19 protein-coding genes are annotated in these 16,880 nt (G+C 63.9%); 16 read left to right on the forward strand and 3 right to left on the reverse strand.

Going from position 1 to position 16,880, the window contains the following annotated elements; translation table 11 throughout:
- The first annotated feature begins 11 nt into the window (after positions 1 to 11).
- From KUV81_RS09255 to rlmB, 12 genes are all read left to right on the forward strand, one after another.
- Entirely contained in the window at positions 12 to 1,295 is a 1,284-nt protein-coding gene (locus tag KUV81_RS09255; RefSeq protein WP_261389331.1) for an N-acetylmuramoyl-L-alanine amidase, read from the forward strand.
- Between the two features lie 8 nt (positions 1,296 to 1,303).
- Positions 1,304 to 3,103, forward strand: coding sequence for a DNA mismatch repair endonuclease MutL (gene mutL / locus KUV81_RS09260; RefSeq protein ID WP_222543580.1), 1,800 nt, complete (start codon positions 1,304 to 1,306; stop codon positions 3,101 to 3,103).
- Positions 3,100 to 4,047: a tRNA (adenosine(37)-N6)-dimethylallyltransferase MiaA gene (gene miaA, locus KUV81_RS09265; RefSeq protein ID WP_222543581.1), complete on the forward strand. Its 948-nt coding sequence runs from the start codon at positions 3,100 to 3,102 to the stop codon at positions 4,045 to 4,047. The genes mutL and miaA overlap by 4 nt, the downstream gene beginning before the upstream one ends.
- Positions 4,048 to 4,119: 72 nt before the next feature.
- Positions 4,120 to 4,422, forward strand: a complete 303-nt coding sequence (gene hfq, locus KUV81_RS09270; RefSeq protein WP_222543582.1) for an RNA chaperone Hfq — start codon at positions 4,120 to 4,122, stop codon at positions 4,420 to 4,422.
- Positions 4,423 to 4,444: 22 nt separating this feature from the next.
- The gene (gene hflX, locus KUV81_RS09275) at positions 4,445 to 5,731 is read left to right on the forward strand and encodes a ribosome rescue GTPase HflX (protein WP_222543583.1); all 1,287 of its coding nucleotides are present in this window, start codon (positions 4,445 to 4,447) and stop codon (positions 5,729 to 5,731) included.
- Between the two features lie 53 nt (positions 5,732 to 5,784).
- Positions 5,785 to 6,900: an FtsH protease activity modulator HflK gene (gene hflK, locus KUV81_RS09280; RefSeq protein WP_222543584.1), complete on the forward strand. Its 1,116-nt coding sequence runs from the start codon at positions 5,785 to 5,787 to the stop codon at positions 6,898 to 6,900.
- Positions 6,901 to 6,902: 2 nt separating this feature from the next.
- On the forward strand, positions 6,903 to 7,778 hold the full coding sequence (hflC, locus tag KUV81_RS09285) for a protease modulator HflC (RefSeq protein ID WP_222543585.1): 876 nt from the start codon (positions 6,903 to 6,905) through the stop codon (positions 7,776 to 7,778).
- 58 nt (positions 7,779 to 7,836) lie between these two features.
- Entirely contained in the window at positions 7,837 to 8,019 is a 183-nt protein-coding gene (locus tag KUV81_RS09290; RefSeq protein ID WP_222543586.1) for a DUF2065 domain-containing protein, read from the forward strand.
- 64 nt (positions 8,020 to 8,083) lie between these two features.
- Positions 8,084 to 9,379, forward strand: a complete 1,296-nt coding sequence (locus tag KUV81_RS09295) for an adenylosuccinate synthase (protein WP_222543587.1) — start codon at positions 8,084 to 8,086, stop codon at positions 9,377 to 9,379.
- 67 nt (positions 9,380 to 9,446) lie between these two features.
- On the forward strand, positions 9,447 to 10,064 hold the full coding sequence (locus KUV81_RS09300) for a tetratricopeptide repeat protein (protein ID WP_222543588.1): 618 nt from the start codon (positions 9,447 to 9,449) through the stop codon (positions 10,062 to 10,064).
- Positions 10,065 to 10,114: 50 nt separating this feature from the next.
- Positions 10,115 to 12,472, forward strand: coding sequence for a ribonuclease R (gene rnr, locus KUV81_RS09305; protein WP_222543589.1), 2,358 nt, complete (start codon positions 10,115 to 10,117; stop codon positions 12,470 to 12,472).
- Complete coding sequence (rlmB, locus tag KUV81_RS09310) at positions 12,473 to 13,210, forward strand: 23S rRNA (guanosine(2251)-2'-O)-methyltransferase RlmB (RefSeq protein WP_222543590.1); 738 nt, start codon at positions 12,473 to 12,475, stop codon at positions 13,208 to 13,210.
- A 46-nt stretch (positions 13,211 to 13,256) separates the two neighbouring features.
- Here rlmB and KUV81_RS09315 read toward each other — a convergent pair whose 3' ends face one another.
- The gene (locus tag KUV81_RS09315) at positions 13,257 to 14,003 is read right to left on the reverse strand and encodes a YdiY family protein (RefSeq protein ID WP_222543591.1); all 747 of its coding nucleotides are present in this window, start codon (positions 14,001 to 14,003) and stop codon (positions 13,257 to 13,259) included.
- A gap of 302 nt (positions 14,004 to 14,305) precedes the next feature.
- On the opposite strand from KUV81_RS09315, the gene rpsF reads away from it, so the two are divergent.
- Genes rpsF through rplI form a run of 4 tightly spaced genes read left to right on the forward strand, consistent with a single transcriptional unit; the run spans position 14,306 to position 15,745 of the window.
- On the forward strand, positions 14,306 to 14,698 hold the full coding sequence (gene rpsF, locus KUV81_RS09320; protein ID WP_222543592.1) for a 30S ribosomal protein S6: 393 nt from the start codon (positions 14,306 to 14,308) through the stop codon (positions 14,696 to 14,698).
- A 25-nt stretch (positions 14,699 to 14,723) separates the two neighbouring features.
- Entirely contained in the window at positions 14,724 to 15,014 is a 291-nt protein-coding gene (gene priB, locus KUV81_RS19905) for a primosomal replication protein N (RefSeq protein WP_409995570.1), read from the forward strand.
- An 11-nt stretch (positions 15,015 to 15,025) separates the two neighbouring features.
- A complete protein-coding gene (gene rpsR, locus KUV81_RS09330; RefSeq protein ID WP_013344048.1) occupies positions 15,026 to 15,253 on the forward strand; it encodes a 30S ribosomal protein S18 in 228 nt (75 codons plus the stop codon).
- 36 nt (positions 15,254 to 15,289) lie between these two features.
- Entirely contained in the window at positions 15,290 to 15,745 is a 456-nt protein-coding gene (rplI, locus tag KUV81_RS09335) for a 50S ribosomal protein L9 (protein WP_222543594.1), read from the forward strand.
- A 57-nt stretch (positions 15,746 to 15,802) separates the two neighbouring features.
- Here rplI and KUV81_RS09340 read toward each other — a convergent pair whose 3' ends face one another.
- Entirely contained in the window at positions 15,803 to 16,444 is a 642-nt protein-coding gene (locus tag KUV81_RS09340; RefSeq protein WP_222543595.1) for an START domain-containing protein, read from the reverse strand.
- Positions 16,438 to 16,806, reverse strand: a complete 369-nt coding sequence (locus KUV81_RS09345; RefSeq protein WP_222543596.1) for a diacylglycerol kinase — start codon at positions 16,804 to 16,806, stop codon at positions 16,438 to 16,440. The genes KUV81_RS09340 and KUV81_RS09345 overlap by 7 nt, the downstream gene beginning before the upstream one ends.
- Between the last annotated feature and the right edge of the window lie 74 nt (positions 16,807 to 16,880).

Genomic DNA, 16,880 nt, shown 5'->3' on the forward strand with positions numbered 1-16,880 from the left:
GATTTTCCTGGATGAAAACCTGGTTGCTGGGGGCTTTACTGGCCCTCTTTACCCTGCCCGCCCTGGCCAGCCAGGTGGACAGGATCCGCATCAGTCACTCGGAGGACAAGACCCGAGTGGTTCTGGATCTGACCGCGGCGCCGAGCTACAAGGCGTTTCGCCTGACCGGTCCGGATCGCCTGGTGGTGGACCTGAACAACACCGCGCTGAAGGCGGACCTGGACAAACTGGGGGAGGCGTCGCCGCTGATCCGCCGCATCCGCACCAGCAACCCGCAAAGCGGCGGGGCGCTGCGCCTGGTGCTGGATCTCACGCAGTCCGCCAGCCACAAGACCTTTACCCTGGATCCCAACGATCGCTACTCCCACCGCCTGGTGCTGGACCTGGTGCCCACCAGTCGCAATCCGGTGCAGTCGACGGCGCGTCCGGGCCGCAACGTGGTGATCGCCATCGATCCGGGTCACGGCGGCAAGGATCCGGGCTCCATCGGCCCCACGGGCGTCTACGAAAAGCACGTGGTGCTGCCCATCGCCCAGAAGCTCAAGGCCCGTATCGACGCCTTGCCGGGGTTCGAAGCCTTTCTTATTCGCGATGGGGACTACTTTGTCAGCCTCGATGAGCGCAGTGCCAAGGCCCGGCGCAAGCGAGCCGATCTGCTGGTCTCCATTCACGCCGATGCCTTTACCTCGCCCCAGCCCCGGGGGGCTTCCGTCTGGGTGCTCTCCCTGCGCCGGGCCAACTCCGAGATGGGTCGTTGGCTGGAGCGGGACGACAAGCTGTCGGAGCTTAGGGGGATCGGGGAGGTGATCTCCCAGTCCAGCCAGGACGATCCCCACCTGCAGCGCACCTTCCTCGATCTGGCCCGGGAGAACTCCATGATGGAGAGCCAGGCCCTGGCCAGCGGCATGCTCAAGGAGATGGGCAAGGTCACCTCGCTGCACAAGTCCAAGCCCCAGTTCGCCTCCCTGGCGGTGCTCAAGTCGCCAGATTTCCCCTCACTGCTGGTGGAGACCGGGTTCATCTCCAATCCCAAGGAGGAACGCCAGCTGCGGGATCGCAACCACCAGCAGCGCCTGGCCAACGCCCTCTCCCAGGCGATCTCGGCGCACTTTCGCAGCAACCCGCCGCGGGATTCCCTGCTGGCACAGCGGCAGACCCACAAGGTGCAGCGGGGTGAGTCCCTGTCGGTGATCGCCCGCCGCTACCAGGTGACGGTGGCTGCCATTAAACAGGCCAACCGGTTAAACTCGGACACGGTGCGCATCGGCCAAGAGCTGGTGATTCCAACCCTGTAGGAGCCGAGATGGCGATTCAAGTGTTACCCCCCCAGCTGGCCAACCAGATCGCCGCCGGGGAAGTGGTCGAGCGACCGGCGTCGGTGATCAAGGAGTTGGTGGAAAACAGCCTGGATGCGGGCGCCACCCGCGTCGAGATCGAGATTGAGCGCGGCGGCAGCAAGAAGATGCTGATCCGCGACAACGGCAAGGGGATCCCCAAAGCCGAGCTGGAGCTGGCCCTGGCCCGCCATGCCACCTCCAAGGTGGCCACCCTGTCCGATCTGGAAGCGATCCTGAGTTTCGGTTTTCGCGGTGAGGCCCTGGCCTCCATCAGCTCCGTGGCCCGTCTGACCCTCACCTCCCGCACCGCCGACGCCAGTGAGGCCTGGCAGGCCTACGCCGAGGGTCGGGAGATGGCGGTCCGGGTGCAGCCGGCGGCCCACCCGGTGGGCACCACGGTGGAGGTGGTGGATCTCTTCTTCAACACCCCCGCCCGCCGCCGCTTCCTCAAGGCCGACAAAACCGAATTCACCCACATCGAGGAGCAGCTGCGTCGCATCGCTCTGGCCAAGGACGAGATCCACTTCGTGTTGCGCCACAACGGCAAGGTGATCCGCCAGTACCGTCCCGCCACCAACGAGCGGCAGCGTCAGCAGCGGCTGGGGGCGATCTGCGGCAGCGCCTTTACCGAGCGGGCCTTCCACCTGGTCAGCGCCAACGACGATCTGGCGCTGCACGGCTACCTGGCTTTGGACGATGTGCGGGCCCGGGTTTCCGACATCCAGTATTTCTACGTCAATGGCCGCGTGGTGCGGGACCGCCTGGTCAACCACGCGGTGCGCCAGGCGCTGGAGGAGGCCGGGGTGCCCGGCCAGGCCGGTTTCGTCCTCTATTTGAACCTCGACCCCCAGGAGGTGGACGTCAACGTCCACCCGGCCAAGCACGAAGTGCGCTTCCACCAGGCCCGTTACGTCCACGACTTTATCCTCCAGGGCCTGCAGCAGGGGCTGGCCCAACGCCCGACGGCGTCTGCAGCGACGACCCTCGAGACTCCGGCGGTGCAGGAGAGGGCCCCCGAGCCCTACCACACCCCCTCGCCGGCGCCCCGCGCCGAGCCCCACCCCGCCGCTTCGGCGCCGCGGCCCGGCGCCAGCTACAGTGGCGGTGGCTACCAGCCCTCGCCGCTGCGCAGCGCCGCCCCCAGTCAGCGGGCGGTGGACAGCTACGGCCACCTGATGCAGACCCCCAGCGCGCAGGCGGTGCCCTCGGCAGCCGCGGATCCAGCCCCGGTAACGGACACCGCCGGCTGGCGCTGGCTGAGTGCCCTGGATGAGGCACACGCCCTGGTTCAGCAGGGGCCCCAGTTGCGACTGATCTCCCGCCAGGCCCTGGGATCGCAGCTGCTCAAGGCTCAACTGTGCGATCGCCTGCCCCAGGGGCTGGTGGGCCAGCCCCTGCTGCTGCCGGTCAGCGTGCCCTTGGATGTGAACTGGGTCACGGTTCTGGAGCAGCGCTCGGAACTGCTGCGTCGGCTGGGCATCGAAATGGCGGTACAGGGCCAGCGCCTGGTGATCCGCACCGTGCCGGCCCTGCTGCGCCACGCCGATCTGGCCACCCTGATGCCGGAGCTGCTCCAATGGCTGGAAGCGGAGTCGCCGGCGCACCCGGCCCTCGCCACCTGGCTGTCGGCCCAGTGCCGCGAGTTTGATCCCCTTCCCGGCCTGTGGCGGCAATGGGCCGCGCTGCCCGAAGACGAGCGGCAGACCCTGCTGGCGCAAGTCAGCACCGAACTGCCCTGGCAACAGCACCTGGAGTCCACCGAATGACCGATATCCGCCCGCTGGCGATCTGCCTGATGGGCCCCACCGCTTCCGGCAAGACCGACCTGGCCATGGCCCTGCGCGACCGCCTGCCGGTGGAGCTGATCAGCGTCGACTCGGCGCTCATCTACCGTGGCATGGACATCGGCACCGCCAAGCCCACCGCCGCGGAGCTGGCCCGTGCGCCCCATCGGCTGATTGACATCAAGGACCCCGCCGAGAGCTACTCGGCAGCGGACTTCGCCACCGACGCCCTGGCGGAGATGGCCCAGATCCAGGCCAGTGGTCGCATCCCCCTGCTGGTGGGTGGCACCATGCTCTATTTCAAGGCGTTGCTGGAGGGGCTTTCGCCCCTGCCCAGTGCCGATCCAGAGGTACGAGCGGCCATCGAGGCGGAGGCGGCAGAGCGGGGCTGGAACGCCCTGCATCAGGAGCTGGCGGACATCGATCCCGAGTCCGCGGCGCGGATCCACCCCAACGATCCGCAGCGATTGTCCCGCGCCTTGGAAGTCTATAGAATTAGCGGCCAGACTCTGACCACCCTGACCCGGCAAAAACGCCCGCCCCTGCCGTTTCGTGCAGCGCAATTTGCGATCGTTCCCCAAGACAGAGCGCGACTGCACCAGCGGATCGAGCAGCGGTTTATGACCATGCTCGAACAGGGCTTCGAAGCGGAAGTTCGGGCCCTCAAACAGCGGCCGGATCTGCACCCGGGCCTCCCCGCCATTCGTTGTGTGGGATACCGGCAGATGTGGGGCTATTTGGACGGCGAATACGACCATTCGACCATGGTCGAAAAAGGGGTGGCGGCAACCCGTCAATTGGCCAAACGCCAAGTTACCTGGCTGCGCGGCTGGCAAGGGTTGCACTGGCTCAATTCAGAGCACGATGATAATGTAGGCGAAGTGTTACAGAAGTTAGCCTTACAATTTGGTTTGAGCTATAAGTAACTGGCGCGCATGGGTGTTGCACGCAGATATCACTTCGTTGATAAGTAATACAATTTTAATAAGGAATTAAGAATGGCTAAGGGGCAATCTTTACAAGACCCGTTTTTGAACGCGCTGCGTCGTGAGCGTGTTCCTGTTTCTATTTATCTGGTAAATGGCATTAAGCTCCAGGGCCAGATCGAATCTTTTGACCAATTTGTCATTCTGCTGAAGAACACCGTAAGCCAGATGGTGTACAAGCACGCCATCTCCACCGTCGTTCCCGGCCGTCCCTTCAACATGGGCGGACACGGTGGCCAGGGCGGCCATCAGGGCCACCAGGGTAACCAGGGCGGTTACCAGTCCCAGGACGGCGGCGACAACGGCAATCACTAAGCCCCATTAGGAGAAAGTTTGCTTGTTTGAGCGGTATGAAGCAGGCGAACGTGCGATTCTCGTTCACATCGACTTTTCCTCGGAAGGTGAGCGCGAAGACCTGGAGGAGCTCGAGTTACTCGTGAGCTCCGCCGGGGTCACGTCCTGTGGCGTTGTCACAGGGCGTCGTGCGAGTCCCCACCCCAAGTATTTCTGTGGTACCGGCAAGGCCGAAGAGGTCGCCGCTCTGGTGCAAGCCGAGCAGGCGGACGTGGTCATCTTCAACCACGCCCTCAGTCCCGCCCAGGAGCGAAACCTGGAGCGCCTCTGCCACTGCCGTGTACTGGACCGAACCGGTCTTATCCTCGACATCTTTGCCCAGCGCGCCCGCACCCATGAAGGGAAACTGCAGGTCGAACTGGCACAGCTGCGTCACCTCTCCACCCGGCTGATCCGGGGCTGGACCCACCTGGAGCGCCAGAAGGGGGGGATCGGCTTGCGCGGTCCCGGGGAAACCCAGCTGGAAACCGACCGCCGCCTGCTGCGCGAGCGGATCAAGGCGATCCTGCGGCGCCTGGACAAGGTGGCCCGTCAGCGGGAGCAGGGCCGTCGTGCCCGGCAGCGCCGCGAAGTGCCCACGGTCTCCCTGGTCGGCTACACCAACGCCGGCAAGTCCACCCTCTTTAACCGCATCACCGACTCCGGGGTGTACGCGGCGGACCAGCTGTTCGCCACCCTGGATCCCACCTTGCGGCGCATCGAAGTGGCCGACGTGGGGCCGGCGATCCTGGCGGACACCGTCGGCTTCATTCGCCATCTGCCCCACGACCTGGTGGCGGCCTTTAAGGGCACCCTGACCGAGACCCGGGAGGCGGACCTGCTGCTGCACGTGGTGGACGCCGCGGACGAGCGCTCGGGCCAGAACGTTGAGGCGGTGCACGAGGTGCTGGAGGAGATCGATGCCGGCGAGGTGCCCAGCCTGCTGGTCTACAACAAGCTGGACCTGCTGGAAGAGGTGCCGCCCCGCATCGATCGCGACGACGAGGGCAAACCGATCCGAGTGTGGCTCAGCGCCCGTAATGATCAGGGCATCGAGTTGTTGTTCCAGGCCTTGTCGGAGCGGCTGGGGGACAGCATGGTGGAGCTCACCCTGAGCCTGCCCCCCAGTGAAGGGCGCTGGGTGGCCCGCTGCCACGAGCTCAATGCCGTTCTCGCTACCGAGTACGATGAACAGGGCCATACTCAGGTTCAGTTAAGGTTGCCTGAGCGAGACTGGCAGCGCCTGCTGAAAGCGTCCGAGGGCAGGCTGTCTGACTTTATCCTCAAGTAATTGGCTGATAAATTAGCTAGAGTTACCGAATCCCACCTAATGGAGCAGTGTTAATGGCTTGGAATGAGCCTGGCAATCAAGGCAAAGACCCCTGGGGCAACCGAGGCGGCAAAGATCAGGGTCCGCCGGACCTGGATGAGGTCTTCCGCAAGTTTTCTTCCCGCTTTGGCGGCGGCAACCAATTCAGCGGCCTGGGCGCGGGACTCATCCTGCTTGGCCTGGTGCTGGTCTGGGCCTTCTCTGGCTTCTACAAGATTGAGGAAGCCGAGCGGGGCGTGAAGCTGCGCTTCGGTCAATTCTACGATCTGGTTGAGCCCGGCCTGAAGTGGAAACCCACCTTCGTGGACACCGTCTACCCGGTCAACATCCAGCGGGTTAACCGCCTGAGCGCTTCGGGCATGATGCTGACGCAGGACGAGAACGTGGTGCGGGTGGAGATGGAGGTGCAGTACCGCATCGCCGACCCGCGCAAGTACCTGTTTGCCGTGACCAATCCGGACCAGTCCCTGAGTGAGGCGATGGACAGTGCCCTGCGCTACGTCATCGGCCACACCACCATGGACAACATCCTGACCGTGGGCCGTGACAAAGTACGTCGCGATACCTGGCAGGAGCTCGAAGGGATCATCGAGACCTACGACATGGGTCTGGTGGTGGTCGACGTGGCGTTTAAAGAAGCCCGTCCGCCGGAAGAGGTGAAGCCCGCGTTCGATGACGCCATTGCGGCCCAGGAGGACGAAGAGCGTTACGTCCAGGAAGCCACCGCCTACGTGCGCCAGATTGAGCCCCAGGCTCGTGGTCGTGCCGAGCGGATGCTGCAGGAGGCGGAAGCCTACAAGCAGCGTGTGGTCCTGGAAGCCGAGGGTGAGGTGGCCCGCTTTGCTCAGCTGCTGCCCGAGTACGAGGCCGCCCCCGAGGTGACCCGTGAGCGTCTCTACCTGGAGACGATGGAGCAGGTGTTCAGCAGCACCACCAAGGTAATGGTGGACAATGAGGGTGGCTCCATGTTCTACCTGCCGCTGGACAAGATCATGCAGGGCCAGTCCCAGGCGTCTCCGGCGCCGCAGATGGTGCAGCCGGCCCCCAGCAGCCAAAGCCGACCCGTACGCAGCGACCTCACTGACGATCGCAGCAGCCGTACCGACCGCACTCGTCAGGGGAGAAACTGATCATGCGTCCCATTAGTTTGATTTTCCTCGTGGCGGTGCTCTTCGGTGGCTTCTCCTCCCTGTTCGTGGTGGAGGAGGGCGAACGGGCCATCGTTAAGCGCTTTGGTGTGATTCAGAAGGACGCCGAAGGCAACAACAAGGTTTACGAGCCGGGCCTGCGCTTCAAGGTGCCGCTGATCGACCAGGTGTTCACCCTGAACGCCCGGATCCTGACTCTGGACGCTGCGGCGGACCGTTTCGTGACCTCCGAGCAGAAAGACTTGATGGTCGACTCCTACGTGAAGTGGCGCATCGTCGACTTTGGGCAGTTCTACCTGGCCACCCAGGGCAACCAGCTGCTGGCCGAGTCCCTGCTGCAAAGTAAGATCAACAACGGCCTGCGCTCCGAGTTCGGTAGCCGCACCATCCGTGAAATCGTCTCCGGCAGCCGTGACGAGCTTCAGCAGGAGGCGCTGCGCGCCACCCGCGAAGACGCCAAGGAGTTGGGCATCGAAGTGGTGGATGTGCGGGTGAAGCAGATCAACCTGCCCCGTGAGGTGAGTGAGTTCATCTACGACCGGATGCGCGCCCAGCGTGAGGCCGTGGCCCGTGCCCACCGCTCCGAGGGTCAGGAACGTGCCGAGGTGATCCGCGCCGGTGCCGACGCCCGTGCCACGGTGATCCTGGCGGAAGCCGAGCGCAAGTCCCGTACCCTGCGGGGTCAAGGGGACGGTGAAGCGGCCAAGATCTACGCCGACACCTACGGCCAGAACCCCGAGTTCTACGCCCTGCTGCGCAGCCTGGACGCCTACAAGGCCTCCTTCCGCAGCAAAGAGGACGTGCTGGTGGTCTCACCGGACTCCGAGTTCTTCCAGTTCATGAACAGCAAAACCCGCTGATTGAACACCATCCCAAGGGCCCGGCATTGACCGGGCCCTTTTTCGTTAAGGAGTCACTATGAGCTGGATGATGGTGCTGGGGGGGATCCTGCTGATCGAGGGGCTGGGCCCCTTGCTGTTTCCCCGTCAATGGCAGGCGATGATGCGCGAGCTGGCGACGCAGGACACGATGCTGCTCAGACGCATCGGCGGCGCACTGGTCACTGCAGGTGCGGTGCTCCTCTATATTTTTTCCGTCTAGGCGGTGTTTTGACCAGGTCTGATCTGCTAGAATCCCGCTTTAACCACTAACTGCCGATCGAGAAATGGGTAAAAATGTAGTTGTGCTGGGCACCCAGTGGGGTGATGAAGGCAAAGGTAAAGTTGTCGACCTTCTCACCGACCAGGCCCACTATGTGGTTCGCTACCAAGGCGGCCACAACGCCGGTCACACGCTTGTGATCGATGGCGAGAAAACCGTCCTTCATCTGATCCCGTCAGGTATCCTCCGCGAAAACGTCAAATGCCTTATCGGCAACGGCGTGGTGCTGTCCCCCGAAGCCCTGCTCAAAGAGCTGACCATGCTCAAGGAGCGCGGTGTGCCGGTGGAAGAGCGTCTGATGATCTCCGAAGCCTGCCCGCTGATCCTGCCCTTCCACGTCGCCGTGGACCAGGCCCGTGAAGCCGCCCGTGGCAACAAGGCGATCGGCACCACCGGTCGCGGCATCGGCCCGGCCTACGAGGACAAGGTCGCCCGTCGCGGTCTGCGCGTGGGTGACATGATGGACGCCGAGCGTTTCGCCACCAAGCTCAAAGAGGTGCTGGCGTACCACAACTTCATGCTGACCCAGTACTTCAAGGCCGAGGCGGTGGACTACGACACCGTGCTCAAAGACGCCCTGGAGCTGGCCGAGGTGTTGCGTCCGATGATCGTCGACGTCACCGACACCCTGGACAAGGCCCGCAAGGCCGGCCAGCGCATCATGTTCGAGGGCGCCCAGGGCACTCTGCTGGACATCGATCACGGCACCTACCCCTACGTGACCTCCTCCAACACCACCGCCGGCGGCGTGTCCACCGGTTCCGGTTTTGGTCCCAACCACATCGACTACGTGCTGGGCATCGTCAAGGCCTACACCACCCGTGTCGGTGGCGGTCCCTTCCCCACGGAGCTGGACTGCGAAGTGGGCACTCACCTGGGTGTGAAAGGTCACGAGTTCGGTGCCACCACCGGTCGTAAGCGCCGCACCGGCTGGTTTGACGCCGTGGCCATGCGCCGCGCCGTGCAGATCAACGGCATCACCGGCTTCTGCCTGACCAAACTGGACGTGCTCGACGGCCTTAAAGAGCTGAAGATCTGCACCGGTTACCAGATGCCCGACGGCAGCGTGCGTGACGTACCGCCGATGGACGCCGAAGGCTACGAGGCCGCCACTCCGGTGTACGAAAGCATGCCGGGTTGGGACGCCAACACCTTCGGGGTCACCGAGCGTGACCGGCTGCCCCAGCAAGCGCTGGACTACATCGCGCGGATCGAGCAGCTGCTGGAAGTGCCGGTGGACATCATCTCCACCGGTCCGGACCGCAACGAGACCATGATCCTGCGTCACCCGTTCGCCTGAATGGGGTAGCACAACGGGGCCTTCGGGCCCCGTTAAAGTTTGCCCCGGCGACGTCGATAAGGAAGGTATGAAACGGACCCTACTCGCGGCAGTGATGCTGCTGGCCCCCAGCGCCCTGGCCCAGGATATCCGGGCGGTGGAGCTCTATTCCCAGGATGATCTCCTGGCGATGATCCGCGCCAATACCCACCTTATCCGGGTCAAGCGCGACGAGTGCCAGCTGGTCCAGGACATCCAGGCCCGGGCCGACGTGCTCAAGCAGCCCGCCTACCAGATGCTGTGGGCGGACATGCACCTGTACGGCGTCTGCGTGCGCAAAAGCACCGAACTCGGTTTCCAGTACCTCAACGAGGCGGCGGAGCAGGGCTTGCCCGACGCCCTCGAACAGCTGGGCCGTTACTACCTCGAGGGGCGGTTCGTGGTGTCCGACGAGGCGCGGGGTCTGCGCCTCACCCAGGTGGCCGCGTCTTTGGGCCACCACCGCGCCCTGCTGACCCTGGCAGAGCACTACGCCCAGGGCCAGGGCAGTCCCCTGGATTACCCTGAGGTCTACCGCTGGTTGCACCAGGCGGTATTTGAAACCGAGGCGGAACGCCGCCAGGCCCAGCGCCTGAAGGAACAGCTGGCCCTGCAGTTGCCGCCCAGCGTTCGTGAACAGGCCCACCGAGCCGCCCTGGGCCGCTAACTGGCCTTTCGGGTTATACTTTCACCCAATTTCCAACCTTTGGCAGTCAAATGAGTCAGGACCCCCATTACCAACGGGAGGCGGAAAAATACGCCAATCCCATTCCCAGTCGTGAGTTTCTTATCGCGCGCATGCGCGAGCATTCCGGGCCCGTCGCCCGGGAAGAGCTGGCGGCGCACTTCAACCTCGAGGGTGACCAGTTCGTCGCCCTCAGCCGCCGCCTGCGCGCCATGGAGCGCGACGGCCAGATTGTCTACACCCGCAAGGGCCGCTACGGTTTGCCGGAGCGCATGGACCTGCTGACTGGCGTGGTCATGGGCCACCGGGACGGCTTCGGCTTCTTCCGCCCCGACGACGGCACCGACGATCTCTACCTGTCCGAGCGCAGCATGTACTCAGTGCTGCACGGTGATCGGGTGCTGGCCCAGGTGGACGGCGTCGATCGCCGCGGCCGCAAAGAGGGCCGCATCGTGCGCATCGTCGAGCCTCGCAGCACCGAGCTGGTGTGCCGCTACTTCAACGAGGACGGCATCGGCTTCGCCGTGCCCGACGACGCCCGCCTGTCCCAGGACATTTTGATCCCGGAAGATGGCCGCGCCGGCGCCCGCGAGGGCCAGGTGATCGTCGTGGAGCTGGTCAAGCGCCCCGGTCGCCACACCCACGGCATTGGCCGGGTGCTGGAGGTGCTGGGCAACGAGATGGCCCCGGGGATGGAGATCGAAATTGCCCTGCGCAGCCACGACCTGCCCCACCAGTTCAGCGAGGCCCTGCTGGCGGAAACCGCCGCCATCCCCGACGAGGTGCAGGAGGCCGACAAGGTCGGCCGCAAGGACCTGCGTCACCTGCCGCTGGTGACCATCGACGGCGAGGACGCCCGGGACTTCGACGACGCGGTGTTCGTCAAGCCTAAGAAGGGCGGTGGCTGGCGCCTCTACGTGGCCATTGCCGACGTCAGTCATTACGTGCGCCCCGGCAGCGCGCTGGACGGCGAAGCCCTGGCTCGAGGCAACTCGGTCTACTTCCCCGCCCAGGTGATCCCCATGCTGCCGGAGAAGCTCTCCAACGGCCTGTGCTCATTGAACCCCCACGTGGACCGGCTCTGCATGGTGGCGGAGATGACCATCTCGGCGGCGGGCAACCTGTCCGGCTACCAGTTCTACCCGGCGGTGATGCACAGCCACGCCCGCCTCACCTACACCAAGGTGGCGGCGATGCTGGAGGGAGACCAGGGCCTGATTGAGCAGTACGCCGAGGTGTTCCCGCATCTGGAGGAGCTCAACCGCCTCTACCTGGCCCTGGACCACGCCCGCCAGGAGCGCGGTGCCCTGGTGCTGGAGACTGAGGAGACCCAGTTCCTGTTCAACGCCCAGCGGCGCATCGAGCGCATCGTGCCGCGCACCCGCAACGTGGCCCACAAGATGATCGAGGAGTGCATGATCCTCGCCAACGTGGCGGCGGGCAAGTTCGTCAAGAAAGCCAAGGGCGAGGTGCTCTACCGGGTGCACGAAGGGCCCAGCGAGCAGAAGCTGGAGACCCTGCGGGATTTCCTGGGGCAGCAGGGGCTGCACCTGGGCGGCGGCACCGAGCCGACCCCGGAGGACGTGGCGGATCTGCTGGCCAAGACCCAGGGTCGGGCCGACGCGGAGCTGATTCAGACCATGGTGCTGCGCTCCATGAAGCAGGCGGTCTACAGCCCGGACAACATCGGCCACTTCGGCCTGGCGCTGCCCAGCTACGCCCACTTCACCTCCCCGATCCGTCGCTACCCGGACCTGGTGCTGCACCGGGTGATCCGCTACCTGCTGGCCAAGCAGGACAACCCGGAGCTGCCCCGTCAGCAGCTGCAGGCCGACGGCGCCTTCGGTTACGACACCGGCCCCCTGGCGGAGCTGGGGGAGCACTGCTCCATGACCGAACGCCGGGCCGACGACGCCACCCGCGACGTCTCCGACTGGCTCAAGTGCGAGTACATGCTGGACCACGTGGGCGACACCTTCGAGGCGGTGGTCAGTGGGGTCACCAGCTTCGGCCTCTTTGTGCGCCTCAAGAACCTGCACATCGACGGTCTGGTGCACATCTCCACCCTGGCCAACGACTACTACCACTTCGATCCGGTGCGCCAGGCGTTGATTGGCGAGGGCAGTGGCCGCCGCTACCGCCTGGGTGACCCGGTGGAGGTCAAGGTGATGGCGGTGAAGCTGGACGATCGCCAGATCGATCTGGGGCTCATCGAGTCCGCCGGCGACAAGAAGCCGGGCAAGCGCGGTGGGGCGAAAAAAGGCGTCAAGAAGGGCGGCAGCCGCAAAAGCGGCGATAAGAAAGCCCGCGGCAAGTCCGGTGGCGACAAGGCCTCTGGCAGCGAGTCCCGCGGCGCCAAGAAACCCAAGTCCAAGCGGAACAAGCGATAGATGAAGCACGAAATGGTGTTTGGCCTCCACGCCGTTGAGGCCCTGTTGCAGCGCCAGCCCGAGCGGGTGATGGAGCTGTGGCTGATGAAGGGGCGGGAGGACGAGCGCCTGACCCGGGTGGCCGAGCTGGCCCAGCAGTTTGGCGTGCGCCCCCAGTTGGCGGCGCGCAAGGTGCTGGATGAGAAAGCCGAGTCGAGCCAGCACCAGGGGGTGGTGGCCCGCTGCAAGCCCGAGCCTGTCAAGGGCGAGCACGAGCTCGACGCCCTGCTGGATCGTCTGGAGACCCCCTTCCTGCTGGTGCTCGATGGAGTCACCGATCCCCACAACCTGGGGGCCTGTCTGCGCAGTGCCGACGCCGCCGGAGTCCATGGGGTGATTGTGCCCAAGGACCGCTCCGCCGGGCTGGGCCCTGTGGTGCGCAAGGTGGCGGTGGGCGCGGCCGAAGCGGTGCCGCTGTTCCAGGTCACCAACCTGGCCCGTACCCTGCGGGCGCTGCAGGAGCGGGGCGTGTGGATCGTCGGTGCCGCCGGCGAAGCCACTCACACCCTCTACCAGGCCAAGCTGTCCGGTCCCCTGGCCATCGCCATGGGCGCCGAGGGTAAGGGCCTGCGCCGCCTGACCCGGGAGCACTGTGACGACCTCATCAGCATCCCCATGGCCGGGGCGGTGTCCAGCCTCAATGTCTCGGTGGCCACCGGCGTCTGCCTGTTCGAGGCGGTACGCCAGCGCCAGGACTGAGCCCGGCTCACCATGAAAAACGCCTCCGTCAGGGAGGCGTTTTTGATCAGCGGAAGGAGTAGATGAGGTTCACCGTCGAGATGACGTCGTGGTTCTCGGTGCCCTCCGGCACCTTGTCGGTGTACTTGATGTCCAGCCCCACCTTGAGGGCGAGGTCGGCCCAGAACTGGTTCCGGTAGGCGAGGTTCAAGTTGGCCACGGTATTGCGGTTGCCGGTCTCCACCGAGGCGTCGGCGTTGAAGGTGGTGTACTCCTGAAGTCGGTGCTCCAGGCGGCTGGCGAAACGGACGATCCCTTCGTCCTCGGTGCCGTTGCTGGCGTCGTCGGAGTTGGAGAGGTTGGGTTCGTTGTAACGGTACCCGGCACCGGCCTCCAGGTTGAGCTTGGTGCGCTTGGCGTCCAGCGGGGTGTAACCGTAACCGAAGGAGTAGGTGAACTGCTTCTGGAAGGAGCCGAACCGGTCCCACAGCATGTCCCCCCGGCCGAACAGGTACTGGGTGCCCTCCAGCTTGTAGTCGGACTGGTACTGCAACTGGTACTGCTCGGCGGTGGTCTTCTCGTCGTCCGCCGCGAAGTAGGCCCGGGCCACCGCCTCCTGACGGGCGTTCTCGGTGTCGTACACCAGCTTGCCCCGGGTGTTGAAGTTGGCGGAGTTGGTGTTGCCGCTGTTGTACTGCATCCCCAGTTCCAGCTCGGCGTCCAGGTCCGTCGGCGGATCCGAGTAGTTGGGCGGCACCAGGGCCAGGGCGGGGGCACTCATCAGGGTGGCGATCAGCAGCAGCGGGCGGTTCACGGTGGTGGGATCTACACTTTTGGGGGTTTGACGGCTTGGCCCAGTCTAACGCAACGGAAAAAAATTGCTAACGGTTCAATGGCTCAGCGCGCTCTACCGCCCTCTGGCGGTGTGACTCTCCTTCGCCATCCCGCCAGGGCCCGCCGCCCGGGGGCATCGCGCCCTGGTCGGGGGTGATTTTGGTTGTGTTCTGGCCAGGCTTTCGGTAACATGCGCCGGCTAATTCGGTCAAACCCCTTTTTGTTCCTTGCCTCATAGGTCCGGCCGAGCCATTTGAGGCTAATTAACCGTAAGGAGCGATAATGCGTCATTACGAAATCGTCTTCATGGTTCACCCTGACCAGAGTGAACAAGTTCAAGGCATGATCGAGCGTTACACCGCGACCATCGAGAAGGACGGCGGTCAAATCCACCGTCTGGAAGATTGGGGTCGTCGTCAACTGGCTTACCCGATCGAGAAGCTGCACAAGGCACACTACGTGCTGATCAACGCTGAAGCCACCGCTGAAGCCGTTGCCGAGCTGGAAACCAACTTCCGTTACAACGACGCCGTGATCCGCAACCTGGTGATCCGCACCAAGGCTGCCGTCACCGAAGCCTCTCCCATGGCCAAAGCCAAGGAAGAGCGTCGCGAGCGCGAAGAGCGCCGTGAGCGTCCGGAAGCCAAGCCGGCTCAGGAAGCCGCTGCTGAGTAATTGATTGAGTGACGCAAACCGCCTGGTGCTCAGTGGCCAAGTCCATCGAGCACCCAAGACCCTGACCGGCATCAATGGTGTCCCCCACAGTTACTTTCTGTTGGAACACCGCTCGATGCAGCGGGAAGCCGGACACAAGCGCCCGGTGTACTGCAAGATTCAGGTGGTCTTGAGTGGCGAAGACACTCAACCCTTACTGCGCTATCTGGAACCGGGCTGCAATATCACCGTAGGCGGGTTTCTCGCCTGGCAACAAGGCCGAAATGGCCAAAGCCGACTGGTATTGCACGCCGACATGATAGAACCGATTTGCTAGGAGACTGCCCCATGGCACGTTATTTTCGTCGTCGCAAGTTCTGCCGTTTCACCGCTGAAGGTGTAACCGAGATCGACTACAAAGACATCGCTACTCTGAAGAACTACGTTACTGAGAGTGGCAAAATCGTACCGAGCCGTATTACTGGCACCAGCGCCAAGTACCAGCGTCAGCTGGCCCGCGCTATCAAGCGTGCTCGTTACCTGGCTCTGCTGCCGTACACTGACCTGCAAGGCTAAGTCCTTACAAGTTCAACTTTAAGTAGAGGAAAGGTAATGGACGTAATTCTGCTGGACAAGGTCGCCAAACTGGGTGGCCTGGGCGATAAAGTTACTGTTAAAGCCGGTTATGCTCGTAACTTCCTGCTGCCTCAGGGCAAAGCAGTAGTTGCCAACGCCGCTAACCTGGAAGTGTTCGAAGCTCGTCGTGCCGAGCTGGAAGCCAAAATGGCCGCTGACCTGTCTGCTGCCGAAGCCCGCGCTGAGAAGCTGGCTGCTCTGGAAGCGGTAGAAATCGCCTCCAAAGCCGGTGACGAAGGCAAGCTGTTTGGCTCCATCGGTACTCGCGACATCGCTGACGCCCTGACCGCCGCTGGCGTTGAAGTGGCCAAGGCCGAAGTTCGTCTGCCGGAAGGCGCTCTGCGTCAGACTGGCGAGTACGACATCGTGATCGCGCTGCACAGCGACGTAACCGCGACCGTTCAGATCGCCATCGTTGCCGCTGCCGAGTAAGTGACGACTTACTGAATGCGATAAGAAACACCGCCCTCGGGCGGTGTTTTTTTATGCCTACTGGGCCAGCTCCGTGGCCCGCTGCTCGATCGCCTTGAGCACATCGTAGAGGCCCACGGTGTTGGCCTTGTTGGCCAGCCAGCTGGGGATCTTGCCGCCGGGATCCGTGTAGACCCAGTAGGTGGCTTGGGTGCGCCCGTCCTCGGTACCCTGCAGTGCCCAGCTGCCGTCGCAGATCACCAGCCGTACCACCCCCTTCTTGGGCTCGGGACCGAACTGGTTCATCTGGGTCCAGTAGCGGTAGTAGCTGCCCGATTCCTCATCCACTTCGTTGACGATCAGCAGGGTGTAGTCGCGCTTGCTGACCAGCGGCGGATCCACCCGGTGATAGACGTACTGGCCGCCGTTGTCCGCCGGCCCCATGATCTCGATGTCGTCGATGTAGGGCATGAACGCCGGGTAGTGCTGGATGTCGCTGATCGCCTCCCACACCTTGACCACCGGGGCGTCGATGGTCGCGACCATCTTCACTTCGCGAATGGCGGTGCCGGGCACCTCGCGGGTGAACACCTCCGCCTGGCCCTTGTTCGAGGCGGAGCGCCAGTTGTCGCCCGGGGCGGGCTCGATGCGCACGGTGTCCGCCTGGGCGGTGCCCAGGCTCAGCAGCAGCGCCAGCGCGGGCAGGAATCGACTTACCACAGCAGGATCCCCCCCCACACCACGGCCACCTGGCACAAAGAGATGAACACCGCCGCCGAGCCGATGTCCTTGGCCCGGCCGGAGAGTTCGTGGTGCTCCGGACCGATGCGATCCACCACCGCTTCCACGGCGGAGTTGAGTAGCTCAACGATCAGCACCAGCAGCACCACGGCGATCATAAAGAGCCGCTCCAGCACGGTGACGTCGAAGAAGAAGGCGGCGAGGATCAGCACGATGGCCAGGAACAGCTCCTGGCGGAAGGCCTCTTCGTGGCGGTAGGCGGCCTTGAGCCCCTGCATGGAGTAGATCCCGGCCTGGAAGAAGCGCAGCACCCCGCGGTTTTTGTTTTCCGGTTGTGTCATGTATCGACTCAAAAAAGGGTAATTAATCGGGTAATGGCTTCAATGATAAGCCATTTCCACCAGTGAGGCGGAGG

This window comes from Ferrimonas balearica, assembly GCF_019802085.1.
In the GTDB taxonomy this organism is placed as follows: domain Bacteria; phylum Pseudomonadota; class Gammaproteobacteria; order Enterobacterales; family Shewanellaceae; genus Ferrimonas; species Ferrimonas balearica_B.

What these genes read in the sequence shown, in the direction of transcription:
- rpsR (WP_013344048.1), top strand. Translation starts at nt 15,026, where the DNA reads ATGGCACGTTATTTTCGTCGTCGCAAGTTCTGCCGTTTCACCGCTGAA.
- rplI (WP_222543594.1), top strand. Translation starts at nt 15,290, where the DNA reads ATGGACGTAATTCTGCTGGACAAGGTCGCCAAACTGGGTGGCCTGGGC.
- rlmB (WP_222543590.1), top strand. Translation starts at nt 12,473, where the DNA reads ATGAAGCACGAAATGGTGTTTGGCCTCCACGCCGTTGAGGCCCTGTTG.
- hflC (WP_222543585.1), top strand. Translation starts at nt 6,903, where the DNA reads ATGCGTCCCATTAGTTTGATTTTCCTCGTGGCGGTGCTCTTCGGTGGC.
- rpsF (WP_222543592.1), top strand. Translation starts at nt 14,306, where the DNA reads ATGCGTCATTACGAAATCGTCTTCATGGTTCACCCTGACCAGAGTGAA.
- KUV81_RS09295 (WP_222543587.1), top strand. Translation starts at nt 8,084, where the DNA reads ATGGGTAAAAATGTAGTTGTGCTGGGCACCCAGTGGGGTGATGAAGGC.
- mutL (WP_222543580.1), top strand. Translation starts at nt 1,304, where the DNA reads ATGGCGATTCAAGTGTTACCCCCCCAGCTGGCCAACCAGATCGCCGCC.
- rnr (WP_222543589.1), top strand. Translation starts at nt 10,115, where the DNA reads ATGAGTCAGGACCCCCATTACCAACGGGAGGCGGAAAAATACGCCAAT.
- KUV81_RS09290 (WP_222543586.1), top strand. Translation starts at nt 7,837, where the DNA reads ATGAGCTGGATGATGGTGCTGGGGGGGATCCTGCTGATCGAGGGGCTG.
- miaA (WP_222543581.1), top strand. Translation starts at nt 3,100, where the DNA reads ATGACCGATATCCGCCCGCTGGCGATCTGCCTGATGGGCCCCACCGCT.
- KUV81_RS09345 (WP_222543596.1), bottom strand. Translation starts at nt 16,806, where the DNA reads ATGACACAACCGGAAAACAAAAACCGCGGGGTGCTGCGCTTCTTCCAG.
- hflK (WP_222543584.1), top strand. Translation starts at nt 5,785, where the DNA reads ATGGCTTGGAATGAGCCTGGCAATCAAGGCAAAGACCCCTGGGGCAAC.
- KUV81_RS09255 (WP_261389331.1), top strand. Translation starts at nt 12, where the DNA reads ATGAAAACCTGGTTGCTGGGGGCTTTACTGGCCCTCTTTACCCTGCCC.
- hfq (WP_222543582.1), top strand. Translation starts at nt 4,120, where the DNA reads ATGGCTAAGGGGCAATCTTTACAAGACCCGTTTTTGAACGCGCTGCGT.
- KUV81_RS09300 (WP_222543588.1), top strand. Translation starts at nt 9,447, where the DNA reads ATGAAACGGACCCTACTCGCGGCAGTGATGCTGCTGGCCCCCAGCGCC.